Source organism: Flavobacterium sp. N502536, from assembly GCF_025947345.1.
In the GTDB taxonomy this organism is placed as follows: domain Bacteria; phylum Bacteroidota; class Bacteroidia; order Flavobacteriales; family Flavobacteriaceae; genus Flavobacterium.
The window spans coordinates 77072-101965 of sequence record NZ_CP110011.1; the positions used below are offsets into that span (position 1 = coordinate 77072).

Below are 24894 nucleotides of genomic sequence, written 5' to 3' on the forward strand. Positions count from 1 at the left end.
ATTAAACAATTAACCGGTTAACCGATTAAACTAATTGGTAATCAAATGCACCACATCTTCGCCGTCATTTTCTTTCCAGCTTACTTTTACTTTTTCACCATTAATAGCATCTACCTGACGACCACGATAATCGGGCTGAATAGGCAGATTGCGACTAAAACGCCTGTCGATTAACACTAACAATTCAATTTCTGAAGGTCTCCCAAAAGACTGAATTGCGGTTAAAGCAGAGCGAATGCTGCGTCCGGTAAACAAAACGTCATCAATAAAAATGACTTTTTTATTTTCAACTATAAAATTGATTTGGGTTTTATTGGCTTCAAGCGGTTTATCTGTACGACGGAAATCGTCTCTGAAAAATGTAATATCTAAATATCCCAGAGAAATTTCAGGTGTCTTGTACTCGCTCTCTAATATTTGTTTTAAACGTTCTGCTAAAAAAACACCTCTCGGCTGAATTCCGATTAAAATAGTATCTGAAAAATCAAGATGTTTTTCGATTAACTGACAAGCCAAACGATGGAGTATGATAGTAACTTCTTTTGAATTAAGTAATACTTTTTGGCTCATAATTAAGTATAATGTTTGGTTGGGCAAATATACAAAATCAGAATTTATTTGTTGCCTCTTTCTAAATACAAATATTGGAATAAATTTTTAAGGCTGTACGATCACAAAGCAGTATTCTAAATTTCGTAGGAATGAACAATATTCCGGCAACCAATTTCAATCCGTTGCCTATGAAACAACATTAGGGAAAGTTCCATAGGAACGATACCCATTACAAGCCAGTATTCCAAATTCCGTAGGAATGAACAATGCTGTAACAACGGATTTTAATCCGTTGCCTATGAAGCAAAAGAGATAAAAGTTCCATAGGAACGATCCATATCGCAAGCAGCTTATTTTAACCCTTGAAACAACACACTAATTATAATTCGCTTCTGCAACACCATCAACCCGCATTAATTCAGTCCAATATTTCTTGTTATTTTATTATATTTGAGAAACCAAAAACTAAAAATCATGAGAAAAATAATCGCCTTAGCAATGATTACACTCGATGGGGTGATGCAGGCACCGGGCGGCCCTCAGGAAGATACTTCGGGCGGTTTTGAATACGGAGGCTGGGTCGCACCATTTGGTGATGAATCATACAGCAAGGCCATGGAGAAACAAATGGAACCTTCGGATATTCTTTTGGGTCGAAAAACCTTTGATCTTTTTGAATCGTATTGGCCCGCGAATGCTGCTAACTGGCCCGGAATCAATGAGGTTACCAAATATGTCTTATCTACAAGCCGAAAAGATTCCCAATGGGAGAACTCGGTCTTTCTAAAAAACACAGAAGACATTCAAAAGCTTAAAAATTCAGAAGGCGATGACATTAAAGTTTGGGGTGGTGCCCACATGATTCAGTTCCTGCTTAAAAATGATTTAGTTGATGAGCTTTGGCTCAAAATTCATCCTTTACTACTTGGAAAAGGAAAAAAACTATTTGATGAGGGTGCAGTTCCAACTTCATTTGTACTGACTGACCATACGATCACCTCTACAGGAGTTATTATAGCCAATTACAAACGATCAGAACCCGTGAGAACCGGTACAATTGGAGGTTAAAAAACCGTATTTAAGCAACAACCACCTGGCATTGAAAAGATTTCTTCCGTGCCTGTGGTAGTTCTTTTTATTACGGCAACAAACTAAAACCTGCCAACAAGTAAAGCGCTCTTAAACCGAATATTTACCGAAAAAATGAATTCCTATCTCACCAAAATAGATGCTTTTATAAACAGCCTTGATCCGGAAACCTTAGCCGTTTTAAATAACATCTCGACTACCAAAACATTAAAAAAAGGAGCATTTTTGTTACGGCAAGACGAAATATGCAGTAAAAGTTACTTTATAGAAGAAGGGATCGTCAGAAAGTATTATCTCGATGACGGGAAGGAAATCACAACAGAACTCTACTTTCCTGATGATATAGCCGTATCTTTTAATAGTTATTGCCTGCAACATCCCAGTAAGGAATTCATTGAGGCTGTTACCGAGATTACCATTTCACAAACTGACTTTACCGCATTTCAGAACGCGAAGAAGCAATTTCCAAAATTAACAGAATTAGATTTGATGCTCACCGAGTATTACGCCATTTGGCTGGAGGACCGCTTGTTTCAGTTTCGCACCCTCGATGCTACCACGCGTTATCTTAAGCTAATCAAAGAACATTCGCATATTATTAAAAATATCCAGCTCACCCACATTGCTTCTTATCTTGGAATATCGCTGGAAACTCTGAGCAGAATCCGTTCCAGAATTTAAATGTATTATTTGACCTAAGTCAAATTTCACACAACTATTCATTTCGACATTTGTTTCCTAAAATATAAAAAAATGAAACAAAGAATTATAGGATTTGACCTGGCAAGAGCTTATGCCATTTTCGGAATGTTTATTGTGAATTTTAATATGGTTTTTGGCTCCCATAGCGACCCAAGTACTGTTGCTCAATTTATGTCTCTTTTTAGCGGCAACTCAAGTTCGGTATTTGTAATACTCGCCGGAATGGGTGTTGCGCTTATGACCAACAGAGCTGCCTATACTCCTTCCGAGAAGAAGCAGCTGAGAAATACCATTCTTAAACGAGCCGCTTTTTTATTTATTATTGGACTTTTACTCAACCTCATCTGGCCCGCCGATATTTTACATTTCTACGGTTGTTATATGTTTCTAATTGCTTTTTTTGTCTTTTTAAACAAGAAGTTTTTTCTGCTCCTGGCTGTGGTGGCGGTCTTTGGTTTTCACGTTTTAATTTTTATCATCCCCTATGAAACAGGCTGGAACATGGATACTTTTCAATACACAGATTTTTACACCCTCAACGGATTTATCAGAAACACTTTTTATAATGGCTGGAATTCTGTTTTTCCCTGGATTGCTTATTTTCTTTTAGGAATGTATCTTGGAAGACTAAACTGGAGCAGTACAAAGATTCAGAAGAAAATGTTTGCGATTGGATTTTTAGTGTATGTATCAATCGCATTACTTCAATTATTATCCGGTCAATTTGTACTTTCTGAAAATCTACATTTATTTATCAATGCCGATTACCTCCCGCCGTACCTCCCCTTTTTGTTAAGCACATCCGGATTTGCTCTGATGCTGATTGCCTTTTTTATGTACCTGGGAGAAAAATACGGAACGAACCGATATGTACAAAATTTTGCTCCAACAGGTCAAATGACGCTAACACACTATATTTCGCATCTCACTATTGGACTCATCCTGTTCTCTGTACTGATGAACAGGAGTTTAACCCAAGATCCAATCGATCAGGAAGCGACAAAACCAATTTATATTTTGCTGTTTTCAATTGCATATTTTGTGCTCAGTTATTACTTTAGTAGTCTTTGGGCAAAACGCTTCAATAATGGTCCGTTTGAAACTCTTATGCGTAAAATAGCCCGTTAATTAAAAATGCATCAAAGTTGTATTCAATCCTTTTAAAACGATAGATAATGAGAGTAAAAGTAATCGGAATTCCAGTTCAGGATCAGGAAAAGGCCTTACAGTTTTATACTAAAAAATTAGGTTTTGTAAAAAAGCATGATGTGCCTCTGGGCGAAAACAACAGATGGCTCACCGTTGTTGCTAAAGACGAACCAGACGGAGTCGAAATTTTACTGGAACCAGCACCCAATCATTTTGAACCGGCCAAAACCTATCAAAAAGCACTCTTTGACGCCGGGATCCCCTATACTCAATTTAACGTTGATCATCTTCAGGAGGAATACGATCGTCTGATTGGTCTTGAGGTTGAATTTAGTATGAAACCAACGGAAATGGGAAATGTAAAAATTGCTATACTGGATGATACCTGCGGAAATAAAATTCAGCTGATTGAAATGTTATTCTAATATTCCGTCAGATCTTCTTATCTAAAAAAACAAAATCCCATTCGCCGCGGCAAATGGGATTTTGATATTTATTTGTTTGTTTATTACTTCACAATTAGTTTGGCTGTAAACAATTTACGGGAATGTATTTTTAAAATATAAACTCCTTTTGGCAAATCCTGATTGATAAGTGAAAACTTATTGTTATTCACATTTTTAGTAGCATAAAGCAACTTTCCTTCCATGCTGTAAATTTCTATTTCGTCAATAGGATATTCCGACTGAATGAACGTTTCTGTATTGTTATTCGTTGGATTTGGATATACTCTCAAACCATTGTCAATTTTAAACTCATCGTTACCCAAATGCGGATCAATTACTTCAAAAGTAACTCTGTTTGATACTTCATTGTATGAATCATTGGTAAACATCACTAAAAAGTATTTTCCTTTTTCGGTAGGCAATTCGGGAGCCACAATGTTTTTAGTTCCTTCAGAAAGTCCTTCAAAATAGGTATAACTCACCAACGGTTTTTCGTTAGGATTATCCCCTTCATGGTAAATTCCCAACCAGTCTTTTACAATTCCCGGGGCATCTGTCCATGAGGCTGTAATTTGTTCCCCAAGATCGTAAACGGGTTTGTTGATCCATAATTCGGTAACAACAGCACCAATTTTAAAGAACACTTTATTTCCAATAGGATTAAATCCATCCTGTAAATAATATTCGGCATAATAATACCCTTTTGGCAATCCGGTAAAAGATTTAGCGTCTGCAACGGTTGTCACATATTGCCAGCTTGTTGCTGTAACTCCCGATCCCGGGTTAACGCCCATTCTGTAGATTCCAATCCAGTCTTTTGCCAACTGTGGACCATTCGTGTAATTAATAATCACCGGAGTACCCACAGAATATTCGGTTTTATCGGTAGTTAAGGTCGGAACAGGTCCTACGTAAAAATACTTTCGGGCTGCTATTTCGGTATACCCTCCATTTGAAAATATAGCAGCATAATAACGCCCTTTATTCGCCAGTCCGCTAGGGAAATTAATAAAACCACTTGTGCTGCCATCGGTATATTTCCAAGTTTGTGATGGTGTCGAACCTCCCGGCGTCTGCCCTTCTTTGTACAAACCAATCCAGGTCGAAGTACTGGCCGGAGCATCCGTATAATCAACTTTTATAGCTGCACCTTGCAAATAGGTCGAAGCATCTGTAACTATTGCCGTGTTTACGGTATTACTTCCGGTAATGGTAAAAGTCTGAACATCACTCCAAGGCGACCATTCCAAATTGCGGTCTCTGTATCTTAATTTTACATAGTACTTACCATTTGGAAGCGAATTAGAAGCCAGATCCATTTTGGTAATGTCTACGCCAAGATTAATATTTACGGTTGAATCTTTTTTGGTTCCATACTTCCCGTATAAGTTTTCGAAATCGCGGTATACTTCTTTCTTAACAATATCGAATGTTGGGGTCTGAGAAATCAAAAACTGACTGGTGTTTAACTTCTCGTCTGTAGTAGTGCTATAAGTAGATCCGGATACGGTTAACGGTAACGTATTTGTCGCTGTAAAAGTATTGGTGATTGAAGGTTTGGCCGGTGCAGCCTTGTTTTTATAGCGGTGAAATTCATCCATCAATTGGTTGTTCTTCCACTTATCAACGCTTCCGATCGAGTAACTTTCGATGTCCATTTTTCCGTTTGTAACGTCAATATCTACAATTTGATAAATCCAGTTACAGATTGTTTTCTGTACGTCATCAAAATCCTGTTCTGTCGAAGATCCCCAATATTGATCCCAGGCCGTACCTCCTGAAATGATATTATAAGTAGGCGTGTTTTTCAACTGTCCTCTGTGATAAAGATGATGGTGTGCCCCGATATGCATCGAATATTTTGGAGAAGTTACCAATAACGGAACGGCAGTATTACGCACCCAGGTCGAAATATCCCCCACATACTGTTCGGCCTGATAAGGTCTGTGACTTAGAGAAAAAATCCAATCTACTGTTGAATCTGCATTTGCTGCCGCAAGAACCTGTTGTAGCCAGCTAAGTTGTGCCGCTCCGGTATGTTCTGAACTTAAACTAATAAACAAAACATTACCGGCTTGTTGTGCGTAGTAATTCTCTGTTCCTGATGAAATGCCTTTATACGAAAGTTCACTAATATAAAAATGATCGTAATAGGAGTTCATTCCAAGAGTTCCGTAGGTTTCATGATTTCCTACTGTTGTCTGAATCGGTACATTCCCTGACAAACCTCTGTTCTTTTTAAAATGTACATTTTCATAATGATCTAAAGTCCCTACATCCACCTGATCTCCAACCATAAAAGTCATGGAGATATTATCATCTGGAGATAAGTCTTTCCCCCATTTTTGTCTTATCTTTCTTTTGGCAGCAGATACCAGAGAATCATAACGAGGCACCGCTTTCAATTGGTTATCGCCCATTATCAAAAAGCGAATGTGCCCGTTTGATGTGGCGGCCTGCCCCGGATTCGGTAGTGTTTTAAAAGAATAAACCGAAGACACATCCGCTCCGGTTTTTATTCTGTAGTAATATTTCGTATTCGGCGAAAGGTTAAGCAACTTCGCACTATGGTAAAAATAATTCCCAGGATAACCCGAATCTGTAAAAACGTTTGTGTTACCGGTAACGGTAACATTAAGACTAGTAGCTGTCGTCCCATATTCTACAATTGACTCCGGATTGCTCTCTGTTTTCCAGTTCACATAAATCGAGGTCGGTGTGGCATTTTGCAGATATGGAAATAAATTTTGTGCTTTGGAAGCATAACTCAGCCCCAGCAGCAGGAATAGAAAGTAAAGTTTTTTCATAGGTTGTTTTTGTTTTAGACCCAACAAAAGTATCCTACGAAAACGCAATAGCTTTTAAGAGAACATTACCTTTCCCTTATCTTTACTTCTCTTTATTGTAAAGTTGTTTAACTTTTTGAGCACAATTGGTTTTGATCTAAATCATAGAACTTTACCATCAAATTATGTAAGATCTTTTTTATTTTTTGGTGTAATTTTAAACTATATCAATTAGAATAACAGATTCTTAAAAACTCAAAGTCATGCAAAATATACTTAAACGTTTGTTAATGGTATTCGTGATACTATTTTCATTTACCAGCTGTGAAGTTATCGAGGGCATTTTTAAAGCCGGAATGGGTGTTGGAATATTTATCGTTGTCTTTATTATTGCGATACTTATATTCATTTTCGCTAAAGTGTTCGGCAAAAAATAGCAAAAAAAAATCCCGTTCGCAATGCGAACGGGATCTCTCTTATTATAAATTATAAAATTACAAATTGTACATCTTCTTTCTTAATTCCTGAATTTTTTCATCGTCCAGGTATTCGTCAAATGTCATGTAACGGTCTATCGCTCCGTTTGGTGTTAATTCTACTACTCTGTTACCAACGGTTTGTGCAAACTCGTGGTCATGTGTGGTAAAAATCACGGAACCTTTAAAATTTTTCAATGAGTTGTTGAAAGCGGTGATCGATTCCAAATCCAGGTGATTGGTTGGTTCGTCAAGCATTAAGATGTTGGCTCTTTCCATCATCATTCGGGATAACATACAACGTACTTTTTCTCCTCCTGATAATACACGGCTAGTTTTTAGTGCCTCTTCACCTGAGAAAATCATTTTCCCTAAGAATCCTCTAATAAAAACCTCATCACGCTCTTCTTCTGTTTTTGCGTATTGACGTAACCAGTCTACCAAAGTCAAATCATTTTCAAAGAAAGAATGATTTTCAGCCGGTAAATAAGCCTGATTGGTCGTAATACCCCAGTCGAAAGTTCCGGCATCTGCATTTTGCTGGTTGTTCAAAATTTGGTAGAAAGCTGTTGTAGCACGTGAATCTTTAGAGAAAAGAACGATTTTATCGCCTTTTGCCATATTCAAATCAACGTCTTTAAACAAAAGATCTCCTTCGATCGAAGCGGCTAATCCTTCAACATTCAAAATCTGATCTCCTGCTTCGCGATCCTGATCAAAAATAATCGCCGGATAACGACGGCTTGAAGGTTTAATTTCTGAAATGTTCAGCTTCGAAATCATTTTTTTACGAGAAGTAGCTTGTTTAGATTTTGCAACGTTCGCACTAAAACGACGAATAAATTCCTCAAGTTCTTGTTTCTTCTCTTCTGCTTTTTTGTTTTGCTGTGCACGTTGTTTCGCTGCTAATTGGCTTGACTCGTACCAGAAAGTATAGTTTCCAGAATAGTGATTAATTTTTCCAAAATCAATATCCGAAATATGTGTACAAACCGCATCTAAAAAGTGACGGTCGTGAGATACTACAATTACAGTATTTTCATAATTTGCCAGGAAGTTCTCTAACCAAGCGATGGTTTCAAAATCCAAGTCGTTGGTAGGCTCATCCATAATAAGCAAGTCCGGGTTTCCAAAAAGCGCCTGCGCCAAAAGCACACGTACTTTAATTTTTCCCTCTAAGTCACCCATTAAAGTGTAATGATGCTCTTCGTTAATTCCAAGGTTAGACAACATCGAAGCAGCATCAGAATCTGCATTCCATCCGTTCATTTCTTCAAACTGAACCTGAAGTTCTCCAATTCTGTCTGCGTTTTTATCGTTGTAATCCAGATAAAGTTCATCCATTTCTTTCTTAACAGCATACAAAACTTTATTTCCCATCAAAACAGTTTCCAAAACGGTATGCTCATCGAACATGTTGTGATTCTGGTTCAAAACCGACATACGTTTTCCCGGTTCCAAATGAATGTGCCCCGAAGTTGGATCGATATCACCTGAGATGATTTTTAGAAAAGTAGATTTTCCAGCACCGTTGGCTCCAATAACTCCATAAATATTCCCATGAGTGAAAGTAGTATTTACTTCGTCAAACAAAATTCGTTTGCCAAATTGAACTGATAAATTATTGACTGTTAACATGAATGTCTTTTTAATTAATTTTGTGCAAAAGTATGAAAAAAGGTTCAGAGTTGCAAAGATGTAAAGGCTCTAAGTTTTTTGTTTTGTGAAATGTGATTTGTAAGATGTTATTTGTGAAATAGGTCGTTTCATTAAACACAATAAGTTTTCACATCTGACAAATCACATTTTACAATTTACAAATCACATCTGACTTTCTTTCCTCAAAGCCACTTCTAAACTCTCAAAATTAGGAAGCACTTTAGCAATCATCCCCTCTTTGTTTAAGATAAAATGAGTTGGAAATGAATTCAGTTGTAAAGCTTCATTCATATATACTTTCATGTTTGGAATTACCGAATAGGCTAAAGGCCTCTTTACCAGAAACAGTTTCAGTTTTTCGGGAGCATCTTCGGCCAGACTCATGAAAACGATGTCTTTTCGGTTTTTGTATTCTTCTGCCAGACGATTCACCTGTGGAAATTCGCGTATACAAGGAGTACAATGGATGTACCAGCATTTTATAACGATTATTTTTCCTTTCATCGATTCATTTGAAACCAGGTTTCCATTGAGGTCTTTAAACAAAAACTTTGGGAATAGAGTTCCTTCCATTTTATAATTCTTAAGCGCATCAAAACCAATCTGATTGATGGTCGCTTTAATACTGGTATCGGAACCAGCCTCAATTTCGAATAATTGATAATAGTATTTGGAATCTTCTGATTTTAATCGAATTGGGATACAATTTCCATTGGCCAATTGGTCCAGAAAAGATTCTTTTGAAATTTCTTTGGAATGAAGGTCCAGTGCTGTGAAATATCTCGAAAGCATAATATTTTTCCCCTGATAGGCCGACCAGTCACTGAAATTCTTTTGAATCTGATTGGTATCAACTTCCGGGGCTCCGAATCTGTTCTGAGCGGTACTTATGGTGAAAAAGAGAAGAAATGTAATTAGGCTGATAAATTTCTGCATGGATTCTGAGATAATTGTATTTGATTTCAAAAGTAGTGAAAGTTTTGTTTTACCGCAAAGACGCAAGGTTCTCGCAATGTTCGCAAAGTTTTTTTTAAAGGTTTTGACGCGGATGGGACAGATTCGTTTCACGAAAACGCGGATTTACACTGATTTTTAAAATCCGTTCTATCTGTGTTCTTTATCGCAACATTACCATTAAATCATTTTAAACAAAAAAAAACCTGACAGCAAAAACTGTCAGGTTCATAATGCTCTCCTTCAGGTGAAAACCAAATAACAAATCACCTGAATTCGATGCATTTATTCGAAATAAAACTTAGATTAAAAAATAAATAACCAAACTCAATTTTAACCATTCCAATATTCTATTTCTGTATTTTTCATTCTTCAGTACTGTCCTTTAGTTCAAAAAGTTCATTACTTTGAATGATTTTTTATTTCCTGCTTTGTCTGTTACTACAACGATAAACAATTGTTTGCTCGAAAAGTTTACATCCTGAAGCAGTACTTCTTTATTATTCTGAATGTTTCTATGACGCACTAATGGCTGTCCAATAGTATTGAAAACCTCTACCTGAGCGATATCTCCAGTTTCACTGGAAACGGCTAATGCATCGTTTTTAAAATAAGCTACTGTACTGCTTTTCGTTTCGATTCCTTCAGGCAATGCTCTTGCTGCGGTCAGTCCTGCAAAATAAGCTGCATACGCTTTAGACAATTCAGCTGAATTACCACAAGAAGAGAAATCCCAGTTTACAGACCAAGTCATTAAACCTCTTAAAGAAGGATATGGTCCGCCTGGCTGCATGGTGTAGGTTCTTCCTGAAAAAGTAGTTCCTGTTCTTAGATAATGCATCGCATTAATTCCTTCAGCCGGCGTTATAAAACCGCTACCTGCTGCACTTGGACAAGCTGGTAATGCGATAAGAACTTTTGAGGCTGGTAAACCGTCATAACGCATTCCTGTAGTACCAATGGTGTGTCCTTTTATTACCATATCCGTTAGAGCTGTTACCATGTTTGCTCTCTTAGCTGAACCATAGTACTGACCATCTAATCCGTTTTCTCCTCCTGTGTTATACAATTGTACGGCTAACAAATCCAATTCATTACGTAAGTTTTGAATGATTGGCAGGAACGAACCAAAAGTGTCATTATAGGTAGAATATCCTCCTTGTACGTATTGTGTTTCAGGAGCTGCAGTTAATAAAAATCCAGGACCATAGTGCGCTTTTAATTCTTTGAAAGCATCTACTACGTTTTTCAATCTTGGATAAGCAGAAATACCCGCATACGAAATATCTCTTAAACCTCCTGCACTAAAATTCATCGATCCGCCTTCAAAATCAATATCAACTCCATCAAATTGATACTCATCAATGATTGCTTTCAGACCATTAACAAAAATGTTTTTTTGATTTACATTCTCCAAAACAACATGACCATTTTGACCTCCAATAGAAACAATAACAGGAACGCCGCTATCTCTTAAGGATTTTATATCATTTTTCAATAATTGTTTATTGAAAACTCCATTGGTCAAATATCTGGTATCATTTGTAGTTAATACTGGCGTATAACCATCACGATTAACGGTTTCTACGAAAGCATAATCCACTACGTTAAATTTACTTCCCACTATTTGAGAAAAATATAAAAATGGAGCAGAACCATTTTCCCAGGAATGTGCATATCCTAAAATAATTTTCCCTGCTGGAAGCGGAACGAATCTAGTTCCTACCTGAGTAATTTTAATGGTATTGTTTAATGTAGTTACCCCTAATTTATTATCGGTCGCTTTGATTACAATCGGATAATCCTGATAAGCAGCTGGTGTAAAATTATACGTATAGGTATTATTTGTACCTGCTGTCATGTTGAATGTACCTCCATTTATTGTAATCGTTACACCTGAAACCGATCCGTCACTATCAACAGCTGTAACCGAAATTGGAACAACCTGGAAAGTAGGCTGAGTTATAGTAGTATTAGATGGTGAATTCCAGGTCACTACAGGCAATGTATTCGGGCAGTTGGCACCTGAACAGTTTAATACAAAATTATATGTTTTTGTATCTGTTGTACCGTTTGACGCAGTAGCCGTAACCGTTAAGGTATGACTAAGCGAAAACTGATTGGCTACTGGTGTCCAAGTCGCAGTATAAGTTCCAGAAGAATTGGTAGCACTCAGGCTTTGTCCATTTATACTAAAGGCAACTGATGAGATTGTAGTAGCATCTGCAGCACTTAATCCAACACTAGCCACAAAATTAATTGCGGATCCTAAATTTATAGCAATCGTCGGAGTTGTTGGCGCTGTAATGGCAACTACTGGTTTAGTTACAACTGTCGCCTGAGTATTAAAGTTATAAACCTGTGGTGTCGTTGGCATCGCAAAATTTACCAGATTGTTTGGGTAATAATTTGTTCCGTTATTCTCCCATCCATTCAATTTTAAACTTAAAACTTGTGCATAACCTGCTACAACTGAATTGTCATAAGAAAAGTTCCCCTGAGCATCTGTTGTTGCGATAACACTTTTCCATCCGTGTGTATTATCGGTCCAAGGCACAACTAATTCTACTTTCGCTCCTGAAACCGGAACTGAACCATTTTTAACGGTTCCGCTAATTAGATTTGTACTGGCCAAATTTTGTGCGAAATCAAGTGTTCTGGCACCGGAAGCCGTTGTTGAAACTGCTGATGCCGGAGCAAACGTTAGATTTGTTTTGGCAGCTGTTACTTTATAATCTGCTCCTGAAGCCAGGTTTGCAAAAGAATAAGCTCCATTTGAATCGGTCACAGCAGTTAAAGTTGTTGCTCCCGAAACTGCCGAAACTACAGCACCCGATACTGGATTGGTTCCGTTTAAAACTCTGCCGTTCATCGTATAAGACGACGTTCTTGCAGTAGCAGTTGTATTGAAGTTATAAACTGTAGGTGTTGCAGGAACTGCAAAGTTGGCCAGATTGGATGGTAAATAAACCACCTCGTTATTCTGCCAGCTATTCAATTTCAAACTTGATATGATGGCATAACCGTCTATCACTGAATTAGCAAAGCTGTAATTTCCCTGAGCATCAGTTGTCGCGATAACACTTTTCCATCCATGTGCGTTATCCGTCCACGGTACAATTAATTCAACTTTCGCTCCTGAAACCGGAACTGAACCATTTTTAACGGTTCCGCTGATTTTATTTGTTCCAACATTAAATTCAGCAAAATTTAAAGTTTTATCGGCTATTAAGTTATTATAAACTGTTGAAGCCGGAGTATACGTTTTTCCAGCAGCGGCAGCCGTTACTGTATAATTTGCACCAGATGGCAGACTTAATGTGTAAAAACCACTTGCATTAGAAGTTGCAGAAACAGGCGCTCCCGCAGAAGTTGCGGTAACAGTAACTCCTGAAGCCGCTGTGGTTCCGTTTAAAATAGTACCGCTAACGGTATAGTATACAATTGCATCACCTTGTGTAAAATTCAACGTTTTATTGCTGTTTATTGCAGTGTATAGTGTTGAAGCAGGTGCATATAGAAAACCAGTTTTGGCAGCTGTAACGGTAAAGTCAAGTCCTGCTGTTAAACCTGTAACACTATATACTCCACTTGCATTAGAAACAGCTGTTAAAACTGTTGTACCGGAAGTGGCTGTAACCGTAACTCCTGAAACTGGTACAGCTGGTGTGGCATTACTTAAAACCGTTCCGCTTACCGTATACAAAGGTTGTGTTCCTTGGATCACAACTCCGGTTTGATCAGCAGCAACGTTTGTTAAACTAACTGCTGTAAAATTAAAAGCAGCTTTTGTTGCTGTAAGCGTATAATTCTGATTTTTAGGTAAATTATAGAATGTAAAATTACCCGTTGGAGACACTACACTTTGTAAAACTACATTAGTTGCGTTTTTAACCTCCACAGTAACGTTAGTTACCAAAGTAGTTCCATTTTTCACGGAACCTCCAATACTAACCGTTTCTGGCAAAATGCTTCCAAATGAAGTATCCACCTGAGTCAATAACGAATTTGGAATACTTCCTCTGGTATCCTGAGAAACTTCCCAAATCATACCTCCTCCAAGACTTTTGGACTTAATGTATTGTACTTTAAGATCCATTGATTGTTTATCTTCATACGTGATAAACTCCTTGGTAGTATTATTATATAAGTAAGGAACTTTTGTGGTATTGTCAAAATATCTAACCCAACCGGCAGCAGCCGCTGTTGGTGTCACCATCATCGTATTCGGATCCAAATAAGGATGCGGATTGGTAACCGGATTACCCACTAAGTCACAAATTTCGATACTTCCGGATCGCTCACATGCCCCGGCGCCATCCCAGGTTCCTGCAGGCGGTTGCGGATTCGTACAGCCCGGTGAAGTATTTCTTGGTGCAGCCACAAACAATCCATTAGTGGAGTTAACCGCTACATTTTTGAATATTTTACCATAAAATGGCAATCCCATAATTAGTTTACTAGGAGGAAAACCGATCACATTAAGATACTGATTGGTTAGTTCATCCAATGATTCAGATTGTGTAGCACCATAAAGTGGATCATTTGGGTTTCCACTGGCATACAAAGGAGCATTATAGCAGGTTTTATCGTACCAGTTACCTCCAAAATCATATCCGAAATAGGTAATATAATCGCAATAAGTCGAAATATCATCGGTCATTCCGTACTGCGCTTTGGTATTAGGTCCTACGTATTGAATTTTAACATCTCTAACGTTATTTCCCGCTGCAATGGTAATTAATTTATTAGGCATAGCCTGACGCATTGCTTTTAACAAAAACACTAAGTTTTTATTATCATCCGGATGATGTTTCTGTGCAGGTACAGGAGATCCGTTGACTATTTCGGTACCGTCTGTTCCTCCTTTTACAGGATATTCCCAGTCGATGTCGAATCCGTCAATAAACGGGTAAGTAACAATGAAGTTTGCCATATCTGCAGCCAGAGCAGCTCTTGCCACAGGACTTGCGGCAATTGGAGAAAGATCCTGACCTTTGGTCCATCCTCCAACAGAGATTAAAATTTTCAAGTGAGGATACTTTTCTTTTAACTTCTTCAAGTCATAAAAGTTCCCTTTTACAGGGGCATCCCATGGAATTCCGCCTTCCGTATGCTCAAAATCAGCATAGGTATCCAAACATTTTAATTTAGTATTCTCCGGACGGGCGGGGTCAAAAGTTGTCCCGTAAAAAGAATAATTCAAATGGGTCAATTTGCTCCCGTCTATCTTGGGAACATTGAAATCCCGGGCGTAAATAGCCCATTGCGCATAATACCCTACTACTTTTTTACCGTGGGCTGGTTGGGCCGACGCAAGCAAGGGAAACAGTAACAAAAAGAGTAATCTGTAATAATGTTTCATAGTTAATAAATATTGGTTAATAGAAAATAAATATTCCAATTACAATACCTTACCTGCCAAAATGCGGCAAATAAATACGATAACCGGGGTTCAATACAGCGCGAATAAAAAACATCGCGATACACTGGATTTTTAATTCATTACTTCTAAAAATAAATATTACTATTACTGATTCTAGCCATAATCATTTGTGAATAGTAGTGACTGATATTTATTTAATTTTTAAAAAAATTAGTTTAAACACAGAAGATAAATTTGGGATTCATCAATCTAAAATACTTTACTTTTTGTCATGTTTTGTTTTATGCGTCTTATTTGGTTTTTAAATGTTAATACTATTTTTGATGGTTATTTTTTTTTTATTACGAATTGGTTTTAAGTTAAAAAGACCGTCTAAATCACCATAATTACCTCTGCCAGAAGCCTCTGGCAGAGACAATAATTTACTAAATAACGTGGTAAAAAAACTTACTAAATACTAACTCAAACAAATCTTTAAATTAATTTTTTAAAACTTTCATACACTGATAATTCAACATCGGCGTGATCTTTACTGTTAATCTGCTCGATTAAATTTTTCAGATCCTCTCCTTTTAAAGTTGATTTATTGTCTAAAACAAGTAATAATTCCTGCGATGCATCATTCAATTTTTTAGACAACGGTAGTATATGCTGTATCAGTGGCGCATTGGCACTCAATTCAACCAACCCTTTGTTTACAGCGATCCATTTGTTAAAAAATGCTGCTACCTTTGCTTTATTCTCCGGAGTTTTACTCGCTAAATATTCTGCTACAGCAGCATCAAAAGCTAAAGAGTCTTTGGCATCCGGTGTACAGGCATCTGCAAAAAGGGTAAGCGGAGAATACATTTGATATTCCGTCCCTCCTTTGTTTCTTTTATAACCTTTTAAGGGCTCGCAAACGTTTGTAAATTCTTCTACAAAATCAATCTTCTGATTGTTCGAAATGTTTCTTAAAATAACATCCTTATTGCGAAGGTGTGTTATTCCTAGTTCTTCCAGTCTGAACGAAACGACATCAAGACGTTTGCGCATGCTGGCCAAATCTGTAATGTCTTCAGCCGACCAAAGTCTTTCAGCAATTGCAGCTGTTCTTGGCCAAAGTCTTGAATCGATTGTTGCTGGCGATACAAGTTCGCTCCACATTGTTGCTTCACCACCTAATACTCTCGCTTTTTCTTCGGCGGTTAAGTTGGCTCCTTTTGGCATTGGATCATTTAAATAATGACTTGCCACCGGATACAACAAATCGACATAATAGCCATTGGACATCACTGTTTTATAGCCTTTTTTTACTGATTCAATTAAGGACTGACCTGCTACTACTCCTTCATTAGGGCCTCTCCACGCATGAATAATGGCATCTTTTGACATGTTCTTGGTCAGAATTTCTTCCCAGCCCATTAACTGTTTCCCATGTTTTTTAAGCATCGGAATTAATTTCATGGTAAAATAGGTCTGTAATTCATGATTCGTAGTCAGATTATTTTTCTTCTTGAATTCCTGAATTTTTGGATTTGAATCCCAGTCTTTCCCTTCATTCTCATCTCCTCCGATATGAAAATAAGCTCCCGGAAATAAAGGGCACACCTCATCAAAAAGTTCACTTAATAGTTGATAGGTTTTAGGATTTGAAGGATCTAATGTTGGCGAAAAAATACCCGCATTTCTTTCAATTCCATAGGTCGCAATTGCGGTTCCCTGAATATTTTTTTCAGAAGTTCCTCCTGTCAGTGTAATCACTTTGCTTCCGATTTCCGGATAAGCCGTAAGTATTGCAGATGCATGACCAGGAACATCTATTTCCGGAACGATCAAAATACCGCGCTCATCAGCATATTTTACGATATTTTTAATTTCCTCTTGTGTGTAATACATTCCATCCGAAGCTTTTTCAATTAGTTTTGGATGTTTTTTCATTTCAATTCTCCACCCCTGATCGTCTACTAAATGCCAGTGAAGGACATTCATTTTCATAGCCGCCAAAGCATCAATATTTCTTTTGATCACGTCTACCGGCTGAAAATGTCTGGCAGCATCGACCATCAAACCTCTCCAGGTAAATCTCGGAAAATCGGAAACTTTTGATACCGGAAAGTAAAAAGAGTTGTTGTTATTCTGCATAATTTGCAATAAGGTTTCCAGACCGTGTAACGCTCCTAAATCACTTGTTGCATTTATTGTAATTTTGTTTTGTTTGATCTCCAAATGATAGCTTTCGTCTTCATACAAACCAATTTTTCCGCTCTTGGAACAATTGATTTGAAGCTCGGCTGTGGGAACTTCATTCAATTTGGTAATAAATCCCTGTTCGAAAAAAATACCTGTTCTACCATCCAATCGACGCAAAAAGCGTGTTACTCCTCCAAAAATTCGGGCATTAGGATTTCCGGTAATGTTTACTTTAAAATTTTTAGTTAAAGTAAAGTTACCATCGTTTAAAACAACACTTTGAGGCCAAGGCATAAGGTTTAGCTGCTCTTTTTGAACCTGAGCACTAGCTGTCACACCCGCTAATAGTAGGACTAATAAATATTTCATTTGTAATGTTTTTGGAAAGATGTTGCCTGAGACAACATTAATAATAAATAAAAGAAACAAAACTCAGAATGATTTCGATTGAATCCTCACTCCTCATGAAATCAATCTGAATTTTGCAATGCGATCCGCTCTCACCCGAATCTTATAACCTAATTTTAATAATCAAAACGTTTAAAAGCTTCAATAGCTTCATATTCTGCCAATCCTAATTCATCGTATAAAACGGCTGTATTTTTGTTACGGTCTTCGGCTCTTACCCAGAATTCTCTGGAGTCATTACCCTGGAACATTACCCTGTCTTTTTGAGACTGATGGTACAAAATGGCGTGACGTTTTAATAATACTTCTGAAGGAGAAAGCGGAACGGCCATGTCAATTTCGTGAATGTCCCATTCGTGCCATGCACCTCGGTAAAGCCACAACCAGCAGTCGTCCATGTACTTTTGTGGTTTTAATTCCTTCATCGCTGCAAAGATGGCATTCAGACAAACTTCATGTGTACCATGCGGATCGGCCAGATCTCCTGCCGCAAATACCTGATGGGGTTGTATTTGTGCAATGATATCTTTTACAATCGCTATGTCTTCAGCTCCCAATGGATTTTTCTTCACCTGTCCGGTTTCATAAAACGGCAGATCTAAAAAGTGGGTGTTCTCATCTTTTAAACCAATGTATCTGGTTGCCGCGTACGATTCTCTTCTTCGGATAAGTCCTTTTAATTTGCGAACTTCCAAAGAATCAATTTGATTTTCAGATTTGTTATTCAAAAATTCAATTACAGCTTTAAAGTTAATTCCCGAGGCAGCATCGCCAAGAAAATCTTTAGCCACTTCGGCAAATTTTAATGCCTCATCGTCTGTAACCGCTATATTTCCGGAGGTTTGATATACTACATGTACATCGTGACCTTGTTTTATCAATTTTGAAAAAGTTCCTCCCATAGAAATCACATCATCATCGGGATGCGGACTAAAAAGAATCACTCGTTTTTTTGCCGGATTGGCTCTTTCCGGACGATGCGAATCGTCGGTATTGGGTTTTCCACCCGGCCATCCTGTGATGGTATGCTGCAAAACGTTGAACATATTGATGTTCAAATCGTAAGCAGAACCTTCCTGCGCCAAAAGATCAGACATTCCGTTGTTGTTGTAATCTCTGTCTGTTAATTTTAAAATAGACTGTTTTGTTTTTTGGCACAACCAAACAATCGCTTTGCTTTTTAATTCCTGTGTCCAGATGCATTCACCCACTAACCATGGCGTTTTGAAACGCGTTAATTCTGAAGCTGCTGACTGGTCTAATACAAATGTAGCATTGGCATGATTCTGTAAAAAAGTAGCCGGAACTTCTGAACTGATATCGCCCTGAATAGTTCTCTTGATAATATCGGCTTTGTTTTGTCCCCAGGCCATCAATACAATTCGCTTTGATCTCATGATGGTCGAAACTCCCATCGTAATCGCTCTTTTAGGAACGTTGTCGATACCATTAAAATCAGAAGAAGCGTCGACTCTTGTAATGTGATCAAGTGTAATGATTCTGGTTCCGGAGTTGATATGGGATCCCGGTTCGTTGAAACCTACGTGACCTGTACGACCAATTCCTAATAATTGAAAATCAAGACCTCCGGCATTTTTAATATTCATTTCGTAGTCGATGCAATACTGATTGAGTTCTTCAATAGCAACGGTTCCGTCAGGAATATTTACATTCTCAGGTCTGATATCAATATGATTAAAAAGATGCTGGTGCATGAAATAATGATAGCTCTGATTGTTCTCTTTGCTCATCGGATAGTATTCATCCAGATTAAAAGTGATCACATTGCTAAAACTTAAGCCTTCTTCTCTGTGCATTCTCACCAATTCTTCATAAACTTTTATAGGAGAAGAACCAGTAGCCAAACCTAATACGCAAGATTTATTCTTTTCTTGTTTCGATCGGATCAATTGCGCGATTTCCTGTGCTACAATTACCGAAGCTTCTGCAGAATTCCTGAAGATTTCATTGTGGATTTTTTCAAATCGTGTCTCTTCAAACTTCCCCGCGCTTTTATAGCTGATATCAGGTTTTATTTCTAAAGCACTTTTCATTTCTTTTCTTTTTATAATAATTACAATTTTGGTTTTTGAAATGGTATAAGCAACTTGCGTCACTTATACCATTTACTAACCAAACTTAAATTCTTTTACTTCTTGGATTTATTTTTTTTAGAAATTTGGAGCATTAACATCCCACCAAAGTCTGGTTCCACCATTGTCTGGTCCTCCTAATTTGGCAAGTCCTGTCTCGTAACCACCTTTGTTACCTGCTTTCTCAGCAACAACAAAATTGATTCTTCTCACACCAAGATCTGTAGAAATTGTACCTCCACTATAATTTTTAAGTACTTTAAAAAGTTTAGGATATCCTGTTCTTCTGTAATCAGACCAAGCTTCTTGTCCTTCCGGGAAACCGGCAATCCATTTTTGAGTAACAATTTTTTGTAGTTTTACCTCATTAGTTGCTGCCGCATCCCAGGCAACAGTCACATTGTTTAATGGTGCTGCATTGTTTTCCGGGAACTTAGGATCGACATAAGCTACAGCAGTACCAATATTGTTTGCTGTATAAGCCGCCGCACCAGAAACTCCTCTTTGATCAAATGACGCCTGAATACCTGCTTCATATAATGATTTAGCATCTCCAGCCATATTCCAACCTCTCAAAGCTCCTTCAGCTCTTAAAAAATAAGCCTCCGCTGTAGTCATTAGTGTTATTTCTTTCGTTTTAATCACTGATCCAACTCGCGAAAAATTCTCGTGATCACTTTTTGAAGCCATAGCTATACCTGTACGTATACCTTTATACTGACCTGGAAATTCCGTTGAAGTCTCAAAATAAACCGGTAATCTTGGATCATTGTATCCTTTTAAAATAGATTCCATATCAGCAGACATCGCAATATCTCCCCATCCATTGCTTATAGTTTGAATTGGATTAGTATAAACAGGAGATACAATTTTGAACAAATCTGCATTTGTAGTGAAAACCCCAAATTTGTGTGCCACAGCTTTTTCAGCCTGAGTCTTAGCCAAATCTGGTTTAACTTTTACAACACGCATAGCTAATCTCAAACGCAACGTATTAGCAAATTTTACCCAAGCTTTATAGTCACCTTTATAGTCAGATATATCAGTTCCTGTAAAAACACTAACCTCACCAGCATCCACTCTTTTAGTTAATTCTGCCACTGCAAAATCCAGTTCACTAAACATTTGAGTATACACTTCTTCTTGTGAGTCATATGGAATAGTAGTCTCCAGAGTACCAAACTTAGAGTAAATAATAGGCCCATAAGTATCTGTAAGCCTATGCATTCCTTCTACTTTTAAAATCAAAGACAAGGCGTAAAACTGATCGTATTTTCCTTTTGCTTTGTTGGCAATATCATTGGCATTATACATTATATTCTTATAAGCAGTCTCCCAACAAGTACCATTCCAGTTATCAAGAAGATAGTAAGTCGTATTATTTAAATTCCCAAAAGGATGAGGAGTTGCCATATAACCGGACCAAACATCGCTATTTAATCCTTGTTGCAATTGATAAATATCTGGCGGAGTTAAAACCTGGATGTTATTAAACATCGGAGAAAATCCACCTTTAATATGATTAAAATCCTGCTCAAAAAGCTCTGGTGTGATACCATTTGGATTCGTATTTATGTCCTCAAAATTATCTGTACACGCAACCACCGTAAGTAACGAAGCACAGATTGTTGTTGCTTTTATTATTCTATTTAGTTTCATCTTTTTAATTTTTTAGAAAGTTACATTTAAATTAAGACCGATACTTCTGGTAGAAGGTAAACCATAGATATCAACACCTTGTAGACCTTGACCTGTACTTAATGCAATGTTTGGATCAAAAGGAGCATCTTTGTATATAAAAAATAAGTTTCTGGCGATTAAAGAGATACTGGCTGCCTGGATAAAAGGTAATGCTTTTGGATTAAAATTGTATCCAATTGAAACCTCTCTAACGTTTACATTTGTTGCACTATAAACATACTCTCCACTAATTCCTTGTCTACCTCCAACTTGTTTGTAATAAGACTCAGCACTCATTGTAGGAACAGCAACACCGTCGCTTGCTCTCACTCCGTTAATATTAACACCTCCAGCATTTCTGGCATCTCCAGATGCTTTCGAAACTCCATTAATATCGTTTACTGCTTCTGTTAAACTCATTACATCACCTCCAAAACGACCATCAATTAATACACTTGCAAAGAAAGATCCGAATTTAAATGAGTTAGAAAGACCTAACATAAAATCAGGATTAGAATTACCTACTTCCTCAAAACCAGTTTTTTGAATAGTCCCATCATCGTTTAACAATGGTCTGCCTTGCGCATCTTTCTTAATATTGATTCCTTCAATAACTCCAAATGGTTTTCCTTCAATTAATGCATATCTGTAACTGTTTACACCAGCATTGGTAAGGTTAATTCTACCTCCTAATTCAGTAGGAATTTCTTTTACTTTATTTCTGTTATGAGAATAGTTCACAGCTGCATCCCAAGAGAATTTATCTCCTCTAACGATTCCTGCATTTAAAACAACCTCTATACCTTTGTTCTCTATACTACCTGCATTAATTCCGTAAAAATCAACACCTTGTACGTTTCCAATCGGAGCCACTACTTGTAAATACTGATTCTTAGTTTCTGAATGATAGTAAGAAAACTCAAATCCTAATCTATTATTAAACAATCTCCATTCCGTTCCTAGCTCGTATTCTGTTTTTAACTCAGGTTTCAAACTTGTACCTGTTTTTGGTGCAACAATTGGATTGTATTTTGTACCGCTTCCTTGTGGAAAATAGTTTGTAGGAGACGTTATAAAAGGAGCGACATCATTACCAGCTCTAGCATAAGCTGCACGAACTTTACCATAGTTAATAAATTCCGGTAAAGTAGTCATCTCACTAATAATACCTGTTAAACCAACTGATGGATAAAAATATCCTCCTTCATCTGTATTCACTAAAGTAGAAGACCAGTCTTTTCTACCTGTTAGATCTAAGAACAACATATCTTTATAACCAAAAGTTGTTGCTGCAAATATGGATTGAATTTCTTTGTTGGATTCAATTAACTGATAATTTTCAGCATTGTTATTAAAATTATGCAATGTAAACCAGTTTGCATATTGTAAACCTCCACCAACTCCAGAATCCAGAACGGTTCTTTGATTGATCAATGTATTTCTTACACTGGTTCCAATGTTTGCATTGAATGTGAAATCTGAACCGATTTTTGTATTTATCGTTGCGATTAAATCGGCATAACGTTGTGTACTTAAAGAATTTTCATGGTAATATCTACCATTTACATGAGATAAGGCTCCCTGAGTCGTTGCATAAATAAATTTATCAAACTCACTTGATGCTCTATTATAACTATATCTGCTGGCAATACTTAACCAATTAGTTGCTTTATAAGTTAAAGCTAAAGACCCGTTAAAAAAATCATTCTTATCTTCTGATTTATTTCTGTTTATTACCCAATATGGATTTTGCATAAAATCTACATTAGATACCCAATTTTGAGCCATCAAATTTCTTGTTGGATCAAAAACTTCGAAATTATCTTTATAGAAATTAAAGTCATTTCCTCTTGGCATTAAATAAACACCCGTAAGTGCATTAAAATAAAGACCATTTACCGGTTTGTTTGCAATTGACTGAGAAGTATAATTTGCATTTGCAGCAAAAGTCAATTTATCTCCAAAAAACTTAGCGGTTTGACGAACTCCAAAGTTATTTTTCTTTAAACTATTTCCCGGAGTAATTCCAGAAGAAGAAGTGTTAGCATAAGAAAATGCAGTAGACGAATTTTCATTAGCAGTCGAGTACCCTACTGAACTAATTTGAGTAACTCCTGTATTAAAGAAATCTTTAACATGATCATCCGTTTTTTGTTTTGCTCCCCATGTTTCTGTTGCTCCTTTTAATGCAACGTAATCGGATTGAAATTTAGGCAAATAAGCTGCCGATTCAAAAGTAGTTACTGAAGAAGCAGTAATATTTGCTTTCCCAGTTTTAGCTTTTTTAGAAGAAAGTAAAATTACTCCATTTGCTCCCTGAGATCCATACAATACAGAAGCAGCTGCACCTTTAAGAACTGTCATTCCATCGTAATCATCAGGATTAACTAAAGAAACAACATCACCACCGTCACGATTACCTCCTGACAAACTTCCAAATGATTCAGTTGGCTGACCAGCTGTACCAGGGCTCAATATCGGAATACCATCAATAACATATAATGGCTGGCTATTCACAACAGATGAATTTCCACGGATAACTACTTTTGTAGATCCACCAGTACCTCCTGAACTTCTAGTTACAGCAACACCGGCAATTTTACCTGCAATTGTATTGATAACGTTGGCATCTCTTACACGTGTTAGCTCTTCTCCTTTAAGTTCCTGAGCGGCATAAGTCAAAGATTTTCTTGTTTTCTTAATACCTAATGAAGTAACCACTACTTCATTTAAAGCATTAGAAGCCGCTTGTATCATTTTTACATTAATTGTAGCAGCATCACCTACAACTATTTTTTGTGTTTCAAGACCTACATAAGTAAAAACTAAAGTCTGTCCTTTTTGCACCTCGATTGCGTATAGTCCGTCAAAATCGGTAGTAGCCCCCTTTTGACCTCCTTCTACTGCAACTGATGCTCCTGGCAATGGCAATCCATCAGAATCTGTAATCACACCTTTGACATTTTTTACCTGAGCAAGCGAAACTTGCGCCGTAAAAGCAATCATAAAGATTAAGAAAATTTTTTTCATGTTTATTTATTTTGTTAGTTATAGGGTAAAATTATTCTTAAGGGATTGTTAAAAAAAATAATTTATACAAACAGCACAAAATTTTAAACAAACGACATAAAACAATCAATAATATGCGATTCGAAAACGTTTTCTAGGCAATATCCTATAAAATTTTATAACAAAATAAATATTTACCACAAAAAAAAGAGCTTTTTAGGTACAATCGTTTAACAATCATTAACATTTTAATCACAATTACAAAGGAACGACACTCAATATTTCAGAATATACTTTACGAAAACGTTATCCGTTTAAAATACAGCAACACAT

At 37.1% G+C, this 24894-nt stretch carries 13 protein-coding genes; 4 read left to right on the forward strand and 9 right to left on the reverse strand.

The genetic code is table 11. From position 1 onward, the window contains the following. Positions 1-30 precede the first annotated feature (30 nt). Entirely contained in the window at positions 31-570 is a 540-nt protein-coding gene (pyrR, locus tag OLM61_RS00320; RefSeq protein ID WP_264524564.1) for a bifunctional pyr operon transcriptional regulator/uracil phosphoribosyltransferase PyrR, read from the reverse strand. A 456-nt stretch (positions 571-1026) separates the two neighbouring features. On the opposite strand from pyrR, the gene OLM61_RS00325 reads away from it, so the two are divergent. The 4 genes from OLM61_RS00325 (at position 1027) to OLM61_RS00340 (ending at position 3917) form a co-directional block, all read left to right on the forward strand. Beyond that, positions 1027-1620 (forward strand): dihydrofolate reductase family protein, encoded by a 594-nt coding sequence (locus tag OLM61_RS00325; RefSeq protein WP_264524565.1) that lies wholly within the window; start codon positions 1027-1029, stop codon positions 1618-1620. A 135-nt stretch (positions 1621-1755) separates the two neighbouring features. Beyond that, positions 1756-2322, forward strand: a complete 567-nt coding sequence (locus OLM61_RS00330) for a Crp/Fnr family transcriptional regulator (protein WP_264524566.1) — start codon at positions 1756-1758, stop codon at positions 2320-2322. Between the two features lie 72 nt (positions 2323-2394). Continuing rightward, entirely contained in the window at positions 2395-3471 is a 1077-nt protein-coding gene (locus tag OLM61_RS00335; RefSeq protein ID WP_264524567.1) for a DUF418 domain-containing protein, read from the forward strand. Positions 3472-3518: 47 nt separating this feature from the next. After that, positions 3519-3917 carry a VOC family protein gene (locus tag OLM61_RS00340; RefSeq protein WP_264524568.1) on the forward strand — a complete coding sequence of 133 codons (399 nt, stop codon included), beginning with the start codon at positions 3519-3521 and terminating at the stop codon, positions 3915-3917. A gap of 83 nt (positions 3918-4000) precedes the next feature. On the opposite strand, the gene OLM61_RS00345 is transcribed toward OLM61_RS00340, so the two are convergent. From OLM61_RS00345 to OLM61_RS00380, 8 genes are all read right to left on the reverse strand, one after another. Then, a complete protein-coding gene (locus OLM61_RS00345) occupies positions 4001-6745 on the reverse strand; it encodes a fibronectin type III domain-containing protein (RefSeq protein ID WP_264524569.1) in 2745 nt (914 codons plus the stop codon). Between the two features lie 473 nt (positions 6746-7218). Further along, a complete protein-coding gene (locus OLM61_RS00350; RefSeq protein ID WP_264524570.1) occupies positions 7219-8838 on the reverse strand; it encodes an ABC-F family ATP-binding cassette domain-containing protein in 1620 nt (539 codons plus the stop codon). Positions 8839-9021: 183 nt separating this feature from the next. Further along, a complete protein-coding gene (locus OLM61_RS00355; RefSeq protein ID WP_264524571.1) occupies positions 9022-9825 on the reverse strand; it encodes a TlpA family protein disulfide reductase in 804 nt (267 codons plus the stop codon). Positions 9826-10198: 373 nt separating this feature from the next. After that, entirely contained in the window at positions 10199-15178 is a 4980-nt protein-coding gene (locus OLM61_RS00360; protein WP_264524572.1) for a glycosyl hydrolase family 18 protein, read from the reverse strand. Between the two features lie 495 nt (positions 15179-15673). Further along, positions 15674-17740, reverse strand: a complete 2067-nt coding sequence (locus OLM61_RS00365) for a beta-N-acetylhexosaminidase (protein ID WP_264524573.1) — start codon at positions 17738-17740, stop codon at positions 15674-15676. Positions 17741-17895: 155 nt separating this feature from the next. Beyond that, positions 17896-19833, reverse strand: coding sequence for a glucosamine-6-phosphate deaminase (nagB, locus tag OLM61_RS00370; protein ID WP_264524574.1), 1938 nt, complete (start codon positions 19831-19833; stop codon positions 17896-17898). A 117-nt stretch (positions 19834-19950) separates the two neighbouring features. Further along, on the reverse strand, positions 19951-21531 hold the full coding sequence (locus tag OLM61_RS00375) for a RagB/SusD family nutrient uptake outer membrane protein (RefSeq protein WP_264524575.1): 1581 nt from the start codon (positions 21529-21531) through the stop codon (positions 19951-19953). A gap of 12 nt (positions 21532-21543) precedes the next feature. Beyond that, positions 21544-24582 carry a SusC/RagA family TonB-linked outer membrane protein gene (locus OLM61_RS00380; RefSeq protein WP_264524576.1) on the reverse strand — a complete coding sequence of 1013 codons (3039 nt, stop codon included), beginning with the start codon at positions 24580-24582 and terminating at the stop codon, positions 21544-21546. Positions 24583-24894: the final 312 nt, after the last annotated feature.

Excerpts from the sequence above, each read along its gene's own strand:
- pyrR (WP_264524564.1), bottom strand. The coding sequence starts at position 570 with ATGAGCCAAAAAGTATTACTTAATTCAAAAGAAGTTACTATCATACTC.
- OLM61_RS00325 (WP_264524565.1), top strand. The coding sequence starts at position 1,027 with ATGAGAAAAATAATCGCCTTAGCAATGATTACACTCGATGGGGTGATG.
- OLM61_RS00330 (WP_264524566.1), top strand. The coding sequence starts at position 1,756 with ATGAATTCCTATCTCACCAAAATAGATGCTTTTATAAACAGCCTTGAT.
- OLM61_RS00335 (WP_264524567.1), top strand. The coding sequence starts at position 2,395 with ATGAAACAAAGAATTATAGGATTTGACCTGGCAAGAGCTTATGCCATT.
- OLM61_RS00340 (WP_264524568.1), top strand. The coding sequence starts at position 3,519 with ATGAGAGTAAAAGTAATCGGAATTCCAGTTCAGGATCAGGAAAAGGCC.
- OLM61_RS00345 (WP_264524569.1), bottom strand. The coding sequence starts at position 6,745 with ATGAAAAAACTTTACTTTCTATTCCTGCTGCTGGGGCTGAGTTATGCT.
- OLM61_RS00350 (WP_264524570.1), bottom strand. The coding sequence starts at position 8,838 with ATGTTAACAGTCAATAATTTATCAGTTCAATTTGGCAAACGAATTTTG.
- OLM61_RS00360 (WP_264524572.1), bottom strand. The coding sequence starts at position 15,178 with ATGAAACATTATTACAGATTACTCTTTTTGTTACTGTTTCCCTTGCTT.
- OLM61_RS00365 (WP_264524573.1), bottom strand. The coding sequence starts at position 17,740 with ATGAAATATTTATTAGTCCTACTATTAGCGGGTGTGACAGCTAGTGCT.
- nagB (WP_264524574.1), bottom strand. The coding sequence starts at position 19,833 with ATGAAAAGTGCTTTAGAAATAAAACCTGATATCAGCTATAAAAGCGCG.
- OLM61_RS00375 (WP_264524575.1), bottom strand. The coding sequence starts at position 21,531 with ATGAAACTAAATAGAATAATAAAAGCAACAACAATCTGTGCTTCGTTA.
- OLM61_RS00380 (WP_264524576.1), bottom strand. The coding sequence starts at position 24,582 with ATGAAAAAAATTTTCTTAATCTTTATGATTGCTTTTACGGCGCAAGTT.